This window comes from Arthrobacter pascens, from assembly GCF_017052465.1.
GTDB classification, from domain to species: domain Bacteria; phylum Actinomycetota; class Actinomycetes; order Actinomycetales; family Micrococcaceae; genus Arthrobacter; species Arthrobacter pascens.
Map to the genome: position 1 here is coordinate 195,670 of NZ_JAFHKT010000152.1, position 14,217 is coordinate 209,886.

The 14,217-nt window shown below is 65.9% G+C and carries 17 protein-coding genes; 7 read left to right on the forward strand and 10 right to left on the reverse strand.

Going from position 1 to position 14,217, the window contains the following annotated elements:
* Positions 1 to 10: 10 nt before the first annotated feature.
* From JYA52_RS21690 to sigE, 3 genes are all read right to left on the reverse strand, one after another.
* Positions 11 to 421, reverse strand: coding sequence for a twin-arginine translocase TatA/TatE family subunit (locus JYA52_RS21690; protein WP_205655447.1), 411 nt, complete (start codon positions 419 to 421; stop codon positions 11 to 13).
* Between the two features lie 69 nt (positions 422 to 490).
* Positions 491 to 1,588: an anti-sigma factor gene (locus JYA52_RS21695; protein WP_205655448.1), complete on the reverse strand. Its 1,098-nt coding sequence runs from the start codon at positions 1,586 to 1,588 to the stop codon at positions 491 to 493.
* A gap of 8 nt (positions 1,589 to 1,596) precedes the next feature.
* Entirely contained in the window at positions 1,597 to 2,214 is a 618-nt protein-coding gene (sigE, locus tag JYA52_RS21700) for an RNA polymerase sigma factor SigE (RefSeq protein WP_205655449.1), read from the reverse strand.
* Positions 2,215 to 2,524: 310 nt separating this feature from the next.
* Here sigE and JYA52_RS21705 point away from each other — a divergent pair, with 310 nt between their 5' ends.
* Entirely contained in the window at positions 2,525 to 3,157 is a 633-nt protein-coding gene (locus tag JYA52_RS21705; RefSeq protein ID WP_205655450.1) for an O-methyltransferase, read from the forward strand.
* Positions 3,158 to 3,219: 62 nt separating this feature from the next.
* On the opposite strand, the gene JYA52_RS21710 is transcribed toward JYA52_RS21705, so the two are convergent.
* The 4 genes from JYA52_RS21710 to JYA52_RS21725 form a co-directional block, all read right to left on the reverse strand.
* Positions 3,220 to 3,387 (reverse strand): DUF3117 domain-containing protein, encoded by a 168-nt coding sequence (locus JYA52_RS21710; RefSeq protein ID WP_009357720.1) that lies wholly within the window; start codon positions 3,385 to 3,387, stop codon positions 3,220 to 3,222.
* Positions 3,388 to 3,620: 233 nt separating this feature from the next.
* The gene (locus tag JYA52_RS21715) at positions 3,621 to 4,790 is read right to left on the reverse strand and encodes a putative hexosyltransferase (RefSeq protein ID WP_240460699.1); all 1,170 of its coding nucleotides are present in this window, start codon (positions 4,788 to 4,790) and stop codon (positions 3,621 to 3,623) included.
* A 170-nt stretch (positions 4,791 to 4,960) separates the two neighbouring features.
* On the reverse strand, positions 4,961 to 5,425 hold the full coding sequence (locus JYA52_RS21720) for a DivIVA domain-containing protein (RefSeq protein ID WP_205655451.1): 465 nt from the start codon (positions 5,423 to 5,425) through the stop codon (positions 4,961 to 4,963).
* Positions 5,426 to 5,448: 23 nt separating this feature from the next.
* On the reverse strand, positions 5,449 to 6,234 hold the full coding sequence (locus JYA52_RS21725) for an LOG family protein (protein ID WP_205655452.1): 786 nt from the start codon (positions 6,232 to 6,234) through the stop codon (positions 5,449 to 5,451).
* A 106-nt stretch (positions 6,235 to 6,340) separates the two neighbouring features.
* Here JYA52_RS21725 and JYA52_RS21730 point away from each other — a divergent pair, with 106 nt between their 5' ends.
* The 4 genes from JYA52_RS21730 (at position 6,341) to JYA52_RS21745 (ending at position 9,622) form a co-directional block, all read left to right on the forward strand.
* Positions 6,341 to 7,096, forward strand: coding sequence for an amino acid ABC transporter ATP-binding protein (locus tag JYA52_RS21730; protein ID WP_205655453.1), 756 nt, complete (start codon positions 6,341 to 6,343; stop codon positions 7,094 to 7,096).
* A gap of 52 nt (positions 7,097 to 7,148) precedes the next feature.
* Positions 7,149 to 8,036 (forward strand): glutamate ABC transporter substrate-binding protein, encoded by an 888-nt coding sequence (locus JYA52_RS21735; protein WP_205655454.1) that lies wholly within the window; start codon positions 7,149 to 7,151, stop codon positions 8,034 to 8,036.
* 99 nt (positions 8,037 to 8,135) lie between these two features.
* Positions 8,136 to 8,786 (forward strand): amino acid ABC transporter permease, encoded by a 651-nt coding sequence (locus tag JYA52_RS21740; RefSeq protein ID WP_205655455.1) that lies wholly within the window; start codon positions 8,136 to 8,138, stop codon positions 8,784 to 8,786.
* A complete protein-coding gene (locus tag JYA52_RS21745; protein ID WP_205655456.1) occupies positions 8,783 to 9,622 on the forward strand; it encodes an amino acid ABC transporter permease in 840 nt (279 codons plus the stop codon). The genes JYA52_RS21740 and JYA52_RS21745 overlap by 4 nt, the downstream gene beginning before the upstream one ends.
* 72 nt (positions 9,623 to 9,694) lie before the next feature.
* Here the strand turns inward: JYA52_RS21745 and dapE are convergent, their stop codons facing one another.
* The gene (dapE, locus tag JYA52_RS21750; RefSeq protein ID WP_205655457.1) at positions 9,695 to 10,819 is read right to left on the reverse strand and encodes a succinyl-diaminopimelate desuccinylase; all 1,125 of its coding nucleotides are present in this window, start codon (positions 10,817 to 10,819) and stop codon (positions 9,695 to 9,697) included.
* Positions 10,820 to 10,878: 59 nt separating this feature from the next.
* Here dapE and dapD point away from each other — a divergent pair, with 59 nt between their 5' ends.
* Entirely contained in the window at positions 10,879 to 11,907 is a 1,029-nt protein-coding gene (dapD, locus tag JYA52_RS21755; RefSeq protein ID WP_205655458.1) for a 2,3,4,5-tetrahydropyridine-2,6-dicarboxylate N-succinyltransferase, read from the forward strand.
* A gap of 59 nt (positions 11,908 to 11,966) precedes the next feature.
* Positions 11,967 to 12,821 (forward strand): transglycosylase SLT domain-containing protein, encoded by an 855-nt coding sequence (locus JYA52_RS21760; protein ID WP_205655459.1) that lies wholly within the window; start codon positions 11,967 to 11,969, stop codon positions 12,819 to 12,821.
* A gap of 8 nt (positions 12,822 to 12,829) precedes the next feature.
* Here the strand turns inward: JYA52_RS21760 and JYA52_RS21765 are convergent, their stop codons facing one another.
* Together JYA52_RS21765 and JYA52_RS21770 are read right to left on the reverse strand one after the other, a co-directional pair.
* Positions 12,830 to 13,441, reverse strand: coding sequence for a hypothetical protein (locus JYA52_RS21765; protein WP_205655460.1), 612 nt, complete (start codon positions 13,439 to 13,441; stop codon positions 12,830 to 12,832).
* An 83-nt stretch (positions 13,442 to 13,524) separates the two neighbouring features.
* Positions 13,525 to 14,154, reverse strand: a complete 630-nt coding sequence (locus JYA52_RS21770) for a TetR/AcrR family transcriptional regulator (protein ID WP_205655461.1) — start codon at positions 14,152 to 14,154, stop codon at positions 13,525 to 13,527.
* Positions 14,155 to 14,217 lie beyond the last annotated feature (63 nt).

Sequence of the window (14,217 nt, forward strand, 5' to 3'; positions counted from 1 at the left end):
TGCGCGGAGCCTAGGTGGCTTCCGTATCGAACGGTGCGGCCTCGCCGTCGGACAGCCGTTCAAAGGTTCGGGCCGGCCGCGTCGCAGCTGACTGGTCCACGGCCCCTGACACGGCCGCTCCGGCCGCAGCAGCGCTCGCTGGCCCGCCGGGGCTGACGGCCTTCGTGGTGTCTTCGAGCAGGGCTTCCTTGATGATGCGTCGGGGATCGTACTGGCGGGGATCGTACTTCCTCCAGTCGACTTCATCGATGTCGATGCCGACTTCTTCCTTGATCTGTTCCCGCGCGCCGGACGCCATCCGCCGCACTTCCCGGACGAGGTTCGTCAGTTTCTGGGTGTATTCGGGCAGCCGTTGGGGGCCGATCACCATAATGCCGATGAGCAGCAGTAGGAGAAACTCCGGGCCGTTGATTCCAAACACTTTAGGAAGATTACCCTCTCCAGCGCGGCACTGACGATTTGGCCGCCGTTCTGGCGGAGCAGCGCCGCGTCACCGCGCCAGGTGCCCGGTCATCTTGTCCAGATGCAGGGCCAGTTTGCGCAGTCCGCGTTCCAGCCTTTCCGCCACTGATTCGTCGCCGGCGCGGGGTGTGTCCGGACGGGAGGCCGCACCGGCGCCGTAGTCCAGGCCAACCGGGTGCGCGCCACTCCGGTCCGCTGCGCCCTGGTCCGCGGCGCCTTGGCCCGCTGTGCCTCCGGCCGCTGCCAAGGCCGCGACGGCATCGTCTGCAGCGTTCGCGGGCAGGTCCGACACGTAGGTGAAGGTGCTCCTGCCGGTCTGGTAAATGGCGCTCCACGGCGCGGCGGCCTTGATCCAGAGCCTGCCCGCACCTGCGGTAACGGCGGCGGTTACTGCCACGAAGCCGTCGCTGCCGGCGGAGTGTCCCGTCAGCGGGTTGACGGGCTCAGCCGGCGAGGCGGGCGCCTCCGGGCTGCCGGCTGCCGGTGCGGAGTGCTGTTCCAGGACGGTTGCCGTGTGCTTTCCATCCGAGAGGCGCAGCTCAACGGCCGGCCGTCCGGCGTAGACCTTTGACGTGGCCGACACGATGTGAAAGCCCATGGCCTGGAGATCGGGGCAGGCCCAGCCGTGCGAACGCAGGGCCGCCACGCTCGCATCCGCTGCCGGGTCTGCCGACACTGCCCCGGGGCTGCCCCCGGCCGCCGTCCCGCCGCTGCCGGCGGCGTCCGCGGAAGGCCCGGCCTGTCCTGAGAAAGCAGCAGCCGCATACTGCCGCGGTTCCCCTGCGGAGATGTACGCGCCCGCTATGACGGCACCGGCAGCCGCCATGGCAACGCCGCCGGCGGCCAAGCCGGCCAGCCTGAACGGGCGTGGCTGCGGCGCCGGCGCGGCCGGTGCCATGGCGAGTTCCCGCGTGCGGAGCAGCAGCCGCGCCGTCAGCTCATCGCTGGCTGCCGGGACAGCCGCTTTCCGAAGTCGTTCAAGGTACTCGCGCTGCCGGCGGACCGCGGCGGCGCAGTCGGCGCACCGGCGGACGTGCTCGGGGGTGCCCGGGTGCCGCCGTCCTGCTATCGGCAGCGACGCGGCCGATTTCCTGACGACCAGCAGCAAACGATTCAGTGGACGCATGGCGCCGATCAGAGAACGCTGGCGATGCGGGGCATCTTGAGCCGCGGCTTGCGGGACTGCTGGGGCCGCGGATCGCGGTGGGCAAGCTTTTCACGCAACATGGTGCGGCCACGGTGGATGCGGGAACGGACCGTCCCGAGCTTCACCCCCAGCGCTTCGGCAACCTCGTCGTAGGACAGGCCCTCCAGGTCACAGAGCACCACGGCTGCCCGGAAGTCCGGGGGAAGCTCCTCCAGCGCAGCCTGGACATCGAGGTCCAGGTTGTTGAGCTCGAAACTCTGCTCGGGTCCCGGCTCGCGCCCGGGCAGGCGGGACTCGGCGTCCTCCGCCAGCGCATCGAAGCGGATCCGGCTCTTGCGCCGGGCCTGGTCGAGGAACAGGTTCGTGGTGATGCGGTGCAGCCAGCCGTCGAGCGTTCCCGGCTTGAAATTCTCCAAGGAACGGAAAACCCGGACGAACACCTCCTGGGTGAGGTCCTCGGCGTCGTACTTGTTGCCGGTGAGACGATACGCCAGCCGGTAGACCTTGGCTGAGTGGTTGGTTACCACTTCTTCCCAGGTGGGCATGACCCAGTCAGCCCCTGGCTCTTCAACTGCAGGGACAGGTGCCACAACTGATCCTGACATCGTCCACTCCCCTCGTGGATGTACTAACGCCTGATGCGGTTTACATCATTGGTTCGGCGCCGATCACCACTTGGATGAGCGGATAATTATCATTTCAAATTTCGCTGGGAATTTCCTGACCGTGGGGCCCCCTTTAGCCGTAGGCGCAACGGCAACAGGCCCGGTGCCGGAGCAGGTCACCGGCGCTGCCATTCCGGAGCCCGCTGGTATCCGCCATCACAGCCCGTCCGCCCGTCACCTTCCCGCGACACGCCGCCGGACACAGTACGCTGTAAGAAACATCCACCCGCCGCCCAGAAAGCGAAAACCCATGAGCGCCGATAAGTCCACGAGCTGGTCCTACGCAGAAGATCTGCCTGCCGAGGATGAGGTCCTGCTGCGCGCCAGGGAACGTTCCTTCGAACTGGGTGTCACGCCCATCGGCCGCGGCGTCGGGGCCGTGCTGACCGTGCTGGCGGCTGCATCAAAGGCCCAGACTGCCGTCGAAATTGGCACAGGCGCGGGGGTGTCCGGCGTCTGCCTGCTTCGCGGGCTGGGTCCTCAGGCGGTGCTGACCACCATCGACGTGGATGTCGAACACCTCAAGGCCGCACGCGAGGCCTTCCAGGAAGCCGGCAGCCCCGCGAACCGGACCCGCACCATTTCCGGCCGGGCGGGGGACGTCCTGCCCAGGCTGACAGACGCCGCGTACGATCTTGTGTTTGTCGACGGGGACAAGCCCAACTTCCCGCGCTACGTGGACCAGGCCGTACGCCTGCTCAAGTCCGGCGGCCTCCTGATCGTCAACGACGCCCTGGACAAGGACCGCGTCTCCAACCCGGCCGCCCGCGACGCAACCACGGTGGTGCTGCGCCAGGTGGGCAAGGCCGTCCGCGACGACGACCGGCTCGCTTCCGCCATGCTGCCCACCGGCGACGGCCTGCTGGTCGCGGTTAAGAAGTAGGGTCGCGGTTAAGAAGTAAGGCAGGGCGCACAGCCTTCCGGCTGCAGGCCCTGCCTGGCAATCTATTCGGTAACGCCTACAAGGCATTCCTTGAGGTTCGCCGCCTCCGCGGCATTGAGTTCGACCACCAGCCGCCCTCCACCTTCGAGCGGCACACGCATGATCAGGCTGCGGCCCTCCTTGGTTACTTCCATAGGGCCGTCGCCGGTGCGTGGTTTCATAGCCGCCATGAGGAAAATCCCCTCCAGTAGTCCCAGGACTGAGCAGCCCGGACGGGCTGAGTCCGCATGGTCAAACAAGCCGCTATGGCGGCCGGTTCGGCAGCCGCCAAGACTGAACTCTTCGAATGCTTCTTGTCCTTGCTTAGCTCCTATTATCCTGTAATTACCCGTCTGTAGCTAATCGATGGATATTCGATGCGGCGCGGATTCCCGCGGCGGCGGCACAGGCATGGCAAACGCTGTCAGGGCGGATAGTCCCCGCCGCCGGGCAGCTCGGCCCAGGCCCACAGCCAGGCCACCCAGACGATCTGCAGCAGGACGAACATGGCCAGGACAGCTCCGCGGTAGGCCCTCGACCGCGAGACCAGTGCCGCACCCAGGGCCAGCGGAAACAGCGGCAGCAGCATGCGGAAGGTGCTGGTCTGCGGGTGCAGGAACACCACTAGGTACCCCATGTAGCAGGCACACCACAGCCGCAGCTCTACGCCCAGCTGCAGCACGGGACGCGACAGCATGAACAGGGCGAACACGGCAACGAAAACGAACGGTGCCGCAAGGCCCAGCACCGGCCCGAACAGGAGCACACCGGTGTCGAACCAGGGTTTGAACGGCACGAGGTCGTGCCCGCGCCACACGGTTTCGGTCTTGGTGTACGCCTCCATGTCGCCGGTTGCTGCCCAGGCGATGGCCGGCCACAGGAGCGCAGCCGCCCCGACGGCAGCGGTCAGCCCGGCCAGCGACCACAGTTCACGCGGGCTGTGGGCCGGCGTTCCTGGCTGGAAACCGGCTGCGGCCTGCTGCCTGCCGCCACGCCACGCCTCCCAGAGACGGTAAAGGAACAGGATCCCGGCCATGGCTGCGAACGGAACGCCTGTCGGCCTGGACAGACACATCAGCACGGCCACGGGAATGGCAGCCAGGTACTGCCGGCGGAGTACCAGCAGGAGCGCCGACGCGAGCAGGAGGAGGTTCAGCGATTCGGCGTACGGAACCTGCAGTATCGGGGAGACGGGAAAGCAGGCAAAGAGGGCCACAGCCCAGAGCGTCGGTACATGCGCCGCCCGGTGGCGGAACAACGCGTAAATCACCAGCGATGCACCAAGGCCCGCGAGCATTGCGATCAGCGTCAGGGAGACGGCCGGGATGATGCCCGTGGCGGCCGAGACCGTCCGTCCCAGCAGCGGGAAGAGCGGATAGAACGCCCAGGCGTTTTCCTGCACGTTCCCCGCTTCGTCGACCGGGAGCGTTGAAGGGTAGCCATTGGCGATGACCTCGCCGTACCAGCGGGCGTCCCAGATGTTGATGAAGTGCCAGTAATCGGGCTTGGCCGGGAACCATGGGTTGACGCCCTGGTGCAGCGCGGCCGACATGAAGATGCAGGCGCTGACGAGCCTGGCAGCCGCATAGATCATCACGACCTGGACCCACCACGGCCAACTGGCGGCCACCGCCCAGAGACGGGCCGCCGCCGTGCTCAGCGCACCTGTCACCACAGACGAAGAGCGGGCTTCGAGGGTTCCGGCCGGCGTTCGTTCACTGCTGTCCGCGGCGGGACGGGGGCCGGGACCGGAGGCAGCACCGGTCAAGGCTGCTCCTCTGCCACGCGGCTGCGTTCCGGCGCCGCAGGCTCCTGCGTTGCCGCACCGTCCTTAACCGAGCCGTCCTTTGCAGAACCGTGCTTTACTGCATCGTCCGTTGCTGCACCGCCGGGGGCCTGGCCTCTAAGGTGGGCGCGCAGCCCGGCGATTTCAGCATCCTTGAAGGCCAGCTGATCCCTGAGCTCATCAAGAACCTGGTCCACCTGATCCATCCGGTAGCCCCGCAGCCCGAGGGCAAACCGGACATGATCGACGTCGGCCGGCTTGGCCTCGGCGGGCAGCAGGACCGGCGGCAGCGAGGCTACCGGCTCGTCGAAGCCGTCGTCGAACACCGTGCTGCCGGGGCGATTTCGTCGGAAGATCCGAGCCCCAAGGTCCGTCCCGATGACAGCCGTGACGCCGATCAGGACGATCGCAAGGAAGACAAGGAAGAAACTCACATCACCCATGGTGCCAGACCTTGGTGCCGCCGCTACTCAGGCCGCTGGTCTCCGTTGGTCGAGGGCGGGCGGACGTGTCCGTGGAGGACCAGGTCGACGGCTTCTTCCGCGGTGTCCACCACCTGAATCAGGTCCAGGTCCTTCTCGGACACCATGCCTTCCGCCACCAGGGTGCCCTTGATCCATTCGATCATGGGGCCCCAGAAGGCTGAGCTGAGGAGGACGATGGGGAACGACGTCACCTTCTGCGTCTGGACCAGGACCATTGCCTCGAACAGCTCATCCAGCGTGCCAAGGCCACCGGGAAGGACGATGAAGCCCTGGGCATACTTGACGAACATGGTCTTCCGCGCGAAGAAGTACCGGAAGTTGATGCCCAGGTCCACCCACTGGTTCAGGCCCTGCTCGAACGGGAGCTCAATTCCGAGGCCGACGGAGACCCCGTTGCCTTCCACCGCTCCCCTGTTGGCGGCCTCCATGGATCCCGGACCGCCGCCGGTGATGACGGCAACGCCCGCTTCCGCCAGCTTGCGTCCCACGTCAACGCCCATTTCGTAGTACATGCTGCCCGGTTTGGTGCGTGCCGAACCGAAAACACTGACGGCCTGTCCGAGGTCGGACAGCGCGCCGAAGCCTTCAACGAATTCACTCTGGATCCGCATGACGCGCCACGGGTCGGTATGGATGAAGTGGCCCGGTCCCTTGGTATCAAGCAGCCGCTGGTCCGACATCTCCACGGCAGCCTGCTTGCGGCGCAGTTCGAGGGGCCCTTTGCGGCGGGGCTGGGTGGATTTAGACGGATCTGCGTTGATGCTCATCGTCCAAGGCTAACCTGCTGACCTGCAGGTATCTCTTGAATTACGATCAGCAGGAAGTTGGAGTGATTGCCGTCATATGTGGCAAATGTTCGCTAGATTCGTAGTCATGACTACTCAAGTGCCCGGCGATGCCCTCGTCTCCCTGAATGCCGTCAATAAGCACTACGGCCAGTTGCACGTTCTGAAGGACATCAACTTCCAGGTCCGCAAGGGCGAGGTCGTTGTGGTCATCGGGCCGTCAGGCTCGGGCAAGTCCACACTGTGCAGAGCAATCAACCGCCTCGAAACCATTGACGACGGCGAAATTTCGATTGACGGAAAGCTCCTGCCAGAGGAAGGCAAGGAGCTCGCGCACCTCCGCGCCGACGTCGGAATGGTTTTCCAGTCGTTCAACCTTTTCGCGCACAAGACCATCCTGGAGAACGTGACCCTTGGGCCCATCAAGGTCAAGGGAATGTCCAAGGCGGAGGCTGACAAGGACGCTATGGCCCTCCTGGAGCGCGTCGGAGTCGGCCACCAGGCACCCAAGCTGCCGGCCCAGCTCTCCGGTGGTCAGCAGCAGCGCGTGGCCATCGCACGCGCACTGGCCATGAAGCCCAAGGTCATGCTTTTCGACGAGCCCACCTCGGCGCTGGACCCGGAGATGATCAGCGAAGTCCTGGACGTCATGATCCAGCTGGCGAAGGAGGGCATGACCATGATCGTGGTGACCCACGAGATGGGCTTCGCCCGCAAGGCCGCGGACCGCGTCGTGTTCATGGCGGACGGCCAGATCGTGGAGGATGCCACGCCTGAAGAATTCTTCACCAATCCCCAGAGCAGCCGGGCCAAGGATTTCCTGTCCAAGCTCCTCACTCACTGAACCCCCCAGGTTCGCACCTGGCCGTCTTCGGCCGCCCAATGAAAGGAATGTCATGAAGGCATTTTTGACCCGAAGGAAATCCCTTCTCGTAGCAGCATCCGCAGCCCTGGCGCTGACTCTGAGCGCTTGCGGCGGCGGCGGCACCGGCACCGGCACCAACCCTTCTCCCGTGGAGAAGCCGAGTTTCGCCGCAGGCTCCACGATGGAGAAGCTCTCCTCCGCGGGCAAGGTGACCATCGGCACCAAGTTTGACCAGCCCCTGTTCGGCCAGAAGGGCCTGGACGGCAAGCCCGTCGGCTTTGACGTGGAAATCGGCAAGCTCCTCGCAGCCAAGCTCGGTATCCCCGCGGACAAGATCGAATGGGTTGAAACGGTCTCAGCCAACCGCGAGCAGTTCATCAAGCAGGGCAGGGTGGACCTGATCGTCGCCACCTACACCATCAATGACAAGCGCAAGACAGAGGTCGACTTCGCCGGTCCGTACTACGAAGCGGGACAGGCGCTCATGGTGAACAAGGACAATACGTCCATCACCAAGCCTGAGGACGTCAAGGGCAAGAACGTCTGCTCCGTGACCGGTTCCACCCCCGCCGGCACGATCGTGGAGAAGTACGGCGCCGTCCTGGTGCCGGCCGCCACGTACTCCGCCTGCCTTGAGCCGCTGCGCAACAAGCAGGTGGAGGCCATCACCACGGACAACGTGATCCTTGCCGGCTTCGTGAACAAGGAGCCGGATGCCTTCAAGCTGGCGTCGGACGAGACCTTCACCAAGGAGCCCTACGGCATCGGCCTGAAGAAGGACGACACCGTCTTCCGTAACTGGATCAATGACCAGCTTGAGGAATTCGCCAAGGACGGATCCTACAAGAAGGCCTGGGAGGACACAGCCGGTGCGGTCATCAAGACGGCACCTGAACTTCCCGCCATCGACCGCTACTAGAACAGGCGTGGCGGTCACCGGTGACCGGGCATTCCCCGGCACCGGTGGCCGCCGCTTCCATTTACCGCACATTCCCCACAAACGCAGCTGAAGGACCCTATGGACGTCATCATTGAAAGCCTCCCGCAGTACTGGGACGGCTTTCTCAGAACCCTGTTCCTGGCCGTCGTTTCCGGCATCATTGCCCTCGTCGTGGGCACGCTCCTGGCGGCCGCCAGGGTGTCCCCGGTAGCGGCGCTACGCGGATTCAGCATGGCCTACGTGGAGGTGGTGCGTAACACTCCGCTGACCATCGCCTTCTTCTTTGCCGCCATTGTGCTGCCCCGGCTTGGCGTCACGTTCCAGCAGTTCGAAATCGCCGCCATCATCGCCCTCAGCGCTTACACGGCCGCCTTTATCGCCGAGGCAGTGCGCTCGGGCGTCAACAGCGTTCCTGTGGGCCAGGCTGAGGCTGCGCGCAGCATCGGCATGACCTTCGGCCAGGTGCTGTCCCTGATCATCCTGCCCCAGGCCCTGCGCACGGTGATCCCGCCGATGATCAACATCCTCATCGCGCTGGTCAAGAACTCGTCCGTGGCCGGCGCATTCTTTGTGCTGGAACTGTTCGGCTACGGCAAGCAGCTGGCTAATGACCACGGCGACGCCGTCATGTGGGTCCTCGCGGGCGTTGCATTCTTCTATCTCCTGATCACTGTGCCGCTGGGCTACATCGCTCACCAGGTCGAACGAAAGGTGGCGATCGCGCGATGACTTCCGTTCTCTACGACGTCCCGGGGCCCAAAGCCCGCAGAATCTCACTGATCGGCTCGGTCATCGGTGTCATCCTCATCGGCGGCCTCCTCGCACTTGCCCTTGTCACCCTCGCCCAGCAGGGAATCTTCGAGGCGCGGAGATGGGCCATCTTCGGGCAGGCGGATGTCTGGTCACTGATCTTCAACGGCATGGGCGCCACGTTGAGTGCTGCTGCCATCGCAGCGGTGATCGCCTTCCCGCTGGGGCTCCTGCTTTGCCTCATGCGCATCTCGGACGTTGCATGGATCCGGGTTCCCACCCGAATCGTGCTGGAATTTTTCCGTGGCATGCCCGTGGTGCTGATGATGCTGTTTGTCCTGCTGGTGTTCGCCACCAGTCCCTTCATCGCGGTCGTGGCCGGGCTTGTCCTGTACAACGCGGCGATCTTCGCCGAGATCATCCGCGCCGGCATCCAGTCCCTCCCCAAGGGACAACGCGAGGCGGGTCTGGCGATCGGCCTGACCAGCTTCCAGTCACGGCTCAGCGTCGAACTGCCGCAGGCCATCCGCCGCATGCTTCCGTCCCTGGTGGCCCAGCTCGTGGTCCTCCTGAAGGACACCTCACTGGGCTACATCGTCGCGTACGGCGAGCTCCTGCGCGCCGTGCAGGTGATGGCTGACTTCCTGGGGCCGCAGTTCCTGTTCCCCGTGTTCTTCGTTGCTGCGGCGCTCTACATCGCCATCAACCTGGCTGTGTCGCGTCTCGCCATCTGGATTGAGCGCCACGGCTCCAAGAAGGCTGCGGGCGGCGTGGCGAAGGCCCCCACCGCGGGCGTGACCACCGTCATCAAGTAGCCTCCGGGATCCTACGCAGAAGGTCCGCAACCTGACGGTTGCGGACCTTCTGCGTTAATGGGGTTCCGGGCGTCAGGCCAGCCACTTCTGCAGCGCCCGCAGGCAGGCCCGAACGGCTTCAGCCTCGACGTGCTCGTTGTCCTTGTGCGCCAGCAACGCATCGCCCGGCCCGAAGTTCACCGCCGGGACGCCCAGTTCGCTGAAACGCGCGACGTCGGTCCAGCCGTATTTGGGTTTGGGCTCGGCCCCCACGGCGGCCACGAAAGAGGAGGCGGCCGGGTGGTTGAGGCCTGGCCGCGCCCCTGCTGCTGCGTCGGTGCGGACCACGTCGAAACCCTCGAGCAGTGCGCGCACATGGGCCTCGGCCTGATCGGGCGTTTTGTCGGGTGCGAAGCGGTAATTGATCTCGACGACGCAGCGGTCCGGTATCACGTTGCCCGCCGTGCCTCCCTGGATCCTCACGGCGTTCAGGCTTTCGCGGTACTCCAGACCGTCCACAGTGATGGTCTGCGGGTGATAGGCCGCGAGGCGTTCAAGGATGGGCGCGGCGGCGTGGATGGCATTGCTTCCCATCCAGGCGCGCGCCGAGTGTGCGGCCTCACCCAGCGTGGTGGCCTCGAACCGCATGGTGCCGTTGCAGCCTCCTTCCACGGTGCCGTCCGTCGGCTCCAGGAGGATCGCGAAATCGCCTTCGAGAAGCGGCCCGTGGTTGCGCACCAGCCTGCCGAGACCGCTCTTGACGGCCTCCACCTCCTCATGGTCGTAGAAGACGAAGGTGACGTCCTTGGATGGCTCCGCGCCGCCGTCGAACAGGGACGCCGCCAGCGCCAGCTGGACCGCCACGCCGCCCTTCATGTCAGTGGCGCCGCGGCCGTACAGGACGCCGTCGCCTGCTACCCCGGAAGGCCAGGTGGACGGCACCGTCCCCAGCGATCCGCCGGTGACCGGCAACGGCACCGTGTCCAGATGACCTGCGAGGATGACCCGCTCGGGACGTCCGAGGGATGTGCGGGCGATGATGGCGTCCCCGTCGCGGACCAGGTCAAGGCCGGGGAGCTGCCGGAGGGCCAGCTCGACAGCGTCGGCCAGCTCCGTTTCATTGCCCGACACGCTGTTGATGTCAATCAGCGCGGCTGTCAGCAGCGCCACGTCCTGGCGGAGGTCGAGGGTTACGGGTGCGGTTTCGGCAATCACCATCCAACTCTATCCCCGGGGCGCGTTTCGGCGGCTGCGCATCGGCTCGATAGACTTGGGCCATGACTGAAACCGCTTCTTCCGCAGTGCCCGCTGCCCAGACACTGTCCGATGATTCCCGCTCGGCCTACGGATTCGGGGTGGCCACCGTCGCCACCCGCATTGGTGACGCCACGGTGCTGGACGTCTGGTTCCCGGCGCCCGCCCTCGGCGTGGCAGCCGAAGCGCTCCGCGCCATCGAAAACGCCGATGAAACGCTCGCCGACATCGCCGCTGCCGGCACCGACGCCGACCGCGGCACCGAGCAGAAAGTGGTGTTCGTCCAGATCAACCTGGATGAAGCACCGGCAGACACGGCAGACGCCTACCTTCGCCTGCACCTGCTCTCACACCGGCTTGTCCGCCCCAACACCATCAACCTTGACGGCATCTTCGGCAAGCTGCCGAACGTCGTGTGGACCAACTTCGGTCCGTGCGCGGTGGACGGTTTCGAGCTGACGCGCGCCAAACTGCGCAAGCGTGGCGCCGTGACGGTCTTCGGCGTCGACAAGTTCCCGCGCATGGTGGACTACGTTGTACCGGCCGGCGTGCGCATTGCCGACGCCGACCGCGTCCGCCTGGGTGCCCACCTCGCCGAGGGCACCACGGTCATGCACGAGGGCTTCGTCAACTTCAATGCTGGAACGCTGGGCACCTCCATGGTGGAGGGCCGTATCTCCGCCGGTGTGGTGGCCGGCGACGGCACCGACGTTGGCGGCGGCGCATCGATAATGGGCACCCTTTCCGGCGGCGGCAAGGAAAAGATTGCCCTGGGCCAGCGGGTCCTGCTGGGCGCGAACTCGGGCGTGGGCATCAGCATCGGCGACGATTCCGTCGTCGAGGCCGGGCTTTACATCACGGCCGGCACCCGCGTGCGTGTTGTCGGCGGCCAGGACGCCGACGGCGAGGACACCAGCCGGATCATCAAGGCCGTGGAGCTCTCGGGCGTCCCGAACCTGCTGTTCCGCCGCAATTCCACCTCCGGCGAGGTGGAAGTACTCCCCCGCAAGGGCCAGACGGTGGAGCTCAACGACGCCCTGCATGCCAACTGACCGTCCGGGGCCGGCCGGCACTATTGCCGGCCGGCACCGGTCCTGAGGGAGTTATCCACGTGACACGCCGACGCAAGCTGCGCGGAGCGATCGTTGGGGCGCTCACCGTTGCGCTTGTCGGCGGCGGCATCTACACCGCGGCGGCCCTGCTGCAACGTTCGGAGCGGCTGATCATGGAAGGGTGCACAGCCGCCGTTGGATCGCAGCAGGCGGAACTCGCCACTGACCAGGCTGCAAACGCCGCCCTGATCACGGCCATCTCCGTTCGGCGGGGACTGCCGCCGCGCGCCGCCAGCATCGCACTGGCCACGGCCATGCAGGAGTCCAAGCTGCGGAACATCGACCACGGCGACCTCGCCGGACCGGACTCCCGGGGGCTTTTCCAGCAGCGCCCGTCCCAGGGCTGGGGCACCACGGAGCAGGTCATGGATCCGCACTACGCGACCAATGCCTTCTACGACGCGCTGGTGAAGGTGCCGGGCTACGAAGGGATGGATGTCACGCAGGCCGCGCAGCGGGTGCAGCGCTCAGCGTATCCCCGCGCGTACGCCCAGCACGAGGCGATGGGCCGCTCGTTCGCCTCTGCCCTGAGCGGGCAGACCCACGCCGCGCTGGACTGCACGCTTCGCTCGCCTGAGCAGCCGGGCGACCCGGCGGCTTTGCTCGAGGAGCTGCAGTCCGAGTACGGAAGCATTCCCTCCTCGGCGGCCGGCTCGACGCTGACGCTGGAAGCCACGGATGACATGGCATGGTCACTCGCGCACTGGGCGGTGGCGAACGCCAAGGAGTTTGCCGTGGTGCAGGTCGACGTCGACGGAATGAGCTGGAACCGGCAGATGCGCAAAGGGTGGCAGGAGTCGGCCGGCGGCGGTGGCACCGTGGCGGTAACGTTCGCCGAGGCTCCGGCGGGATAACGTCCTGCTCAGACCAGCATTTCGACTACCGGCTGCACGTAGCTGCGGAACACCTCCGGCTGCTGCAGCAGGTCGTGGCTCATGATGATTTTGTCCGGTTCCAGGAACCATGCCCGCTGCTCGTCGAGGGGCAGTTCGATGATGGTCAGGTCGAAGTCCCGTGAGTTCCTGCCCACTTCCAGCAGCCGGTCCTCCACGATGTCCTCCAAGAGGTGCGCAGAGCCGCCGGCAACCCGTTCGGCCTCCAGCTCGGCGTACTCCGTGCGGCGTTCGCGCGCCCAGGTCAGGGCGGCGCCGAAGTGTGCCTGCAGGACCCGCCGCAGGGCCGGGGAATTGGCGAAGGACCGAAATCCCGGCGGCGACATCTCCGGGGACATCTGCGGATGCGCTTTCAGCAGCTGCTCCCACCAGGCTTCCCATTCGGTTTTGAGGGCGCTGATCCCGCCCACCTCTGCGGTCAGGTGCGAATGGTCCGCGTGCCTGATTTTCGGAGCTGCATGGGAGAGCGCGGGGAAGCCCGCGCCGTCCAGCCCGGCGACGTCACGTATGTAAAGGGCAATGAGCATGGGCCCCGACGTGTCCATGGTGATCCGCCAGCCTGGACCGCCTGTGTGCTGCATCCGCATGCCTCCTTGGCTTTTTGATGTTCGCCCCGTGCTACCCGCTCTATCCGGCTCCAGTCTATTCCCCCAGCCCGGGGACGTTAATGGCTGGCGGCGGCGGTCCTCCCCAGCCCTGCCACATGGGACTCCAGCACGTCCCGGCACATTTCCTGGGTCATCCATCCCGGCTGCAGGAGCGCATGCATCGTCAGGCCATCCAGCGTGGCGAGGAGGCGCTCGGCTTCGGTGACCAGCTGCTGCCGGTCACCGCCGTCGTCATCCATCAGGCGGGTGATCAGCTGCCCGACGACGGCGGCCACCGTCCGGTGGCTCCGGTCCGCTTCCCCGGCCAGGAAAGGCCGGATCCTGGCAGCGTTCTTGAAGGCCAGCCACGCGCAGGCGTCCAGTGCCCGTTCCTCGTCCAGCGGAAGGAATTCGCCCAGCAGGGTTAAAACGGCCGCATGGTGTTCCGTACTGCCGGCGGGGGTCGCCGCAAGGTCAGCGTAAGCACTGTCCAGTCGTGCCACGATGCGGTCCACGACGGCCGCGAAGGAGAAATGCAGCAGCTCCTCGCTGCTCGAAAAGTAGTGCCGCACCGAGCCAACCGCCAGCCCTGCCTCGTCCGCGACTTCACGGAGGGACGCCCGCTCCAGCCCGTCAGAAGCAATGATCCGGCAGACAGCATCGACGATCTCCCGGCGCCGGGCGGCGGGATCCACAATTTTCGGCACTCCTCGTTTTTAGCACGCATGTGCTGGCGAGACCTGCAGGCCCGCCGCGCAGCAGCCCCACCG

Excerpts from the sequence above, each read along its gene's own strand:
- JYA52_RS21695 (WP_205655448.1), bottom strand. The coding sequence starts at position 1,588 with ATGCGTCCACTGAATCGTTTGCTGCTGGTCGTCAGGAAATCGGCCGCG.
- sigE (WP_205655449.1), bottom strand. The coding sequence starts at position 2,214 with ATGTCAGGATCAGTTGTGGCACCTGTCCCTGCAGTTGAAGAGCCAGGG.
- JYA52_RS21705 (WP_205655450.1), top strand. The coding sequence starts at position 2,525 with ATGAGCGCCGATAAGTCCACGAGCTGGTCCTACGCAGAAGATCTGCCT.
- JYA52_RS21710 (WP_009357720.1), bottom strand. The coding sequence starts at position 3,387 with ATGGCGGCTATGAAACCACGCACCGGCGACGGCCCTATGGAAGTAACC.
- JYA52_RS21715 (WP_240460699.1), bottom strand. The coding sequence starts at position 4,790 with ATGATCTATGCGGCTGCCAGGCTCGTCAGCGCCTGCATCTTCATGTCG.
- JYA52_RS21720 (WP_205655451.1), bottom strand. The coding sequence starts at position 5,425 with ATGGGTGATGTGAGTTTCTTCCTTGTCTTCCTTGCGATCGTCCTGATC.
- JYA52_RS21725 (WP_205655452.1), bottom strand. The coding sequence starts at position 6,234 with ATGAGCATCAACGCAGATCCGTCTAAATCCACCCAGCCCCGCCGCAAA.
- JYA52_RS21730 (WP_205655453.1), top strand. The coding sequence starts at position 6,341 with ATGACTACTCAAGTGCCCGGCGATGCCCTCGTCTCCCTGAATGCCGTC.
- JYA52_RS21735 (WP_205655454.1), top strand. The coding sequence starts at position 7,149 with ATGAAGGCATTTTTGACCCGAAGGAAATCCCTTCTCGTAGCAGCATCC.
- JYA52_RS21740 (WP_205655455.1), top strand. The coding sequence starts at position 8,136 with ATGGACGTCATCATTGAAAGCCTCCCGCAGTACTGGGACGGCTTTCTC.
- JYA52_RS21745 (WP_205655456.1), top strand. The coding sequence starts at position 8,783 with ATGACTTCCGTTCTCTACGACGTCCCGGGGCCCAAAGCCCGCAGAATC.
- dapE (WP_205655457.1), bottom strand. The coding sequence starts at position 10,819 with ATGGTGATTGCCGAAACCGCACCCGTAACCCTCGACCTCCGCCAGGAC.
- dapD (WP_205655458.1), top strand. The coding sequence starts at position 10,879 with ATGACTGAAACCGCTTCTTCCGCAGTGCCCGCTGCCCAGACACTGTCC.
- JYA52_RS21765 (WP_205655460.1), bottom strand. The coding sequence starts at position 13,441 with ATGCAGCACACAGGCGGTCCAGGCTGGCGGATCACCATGGACACGTCG.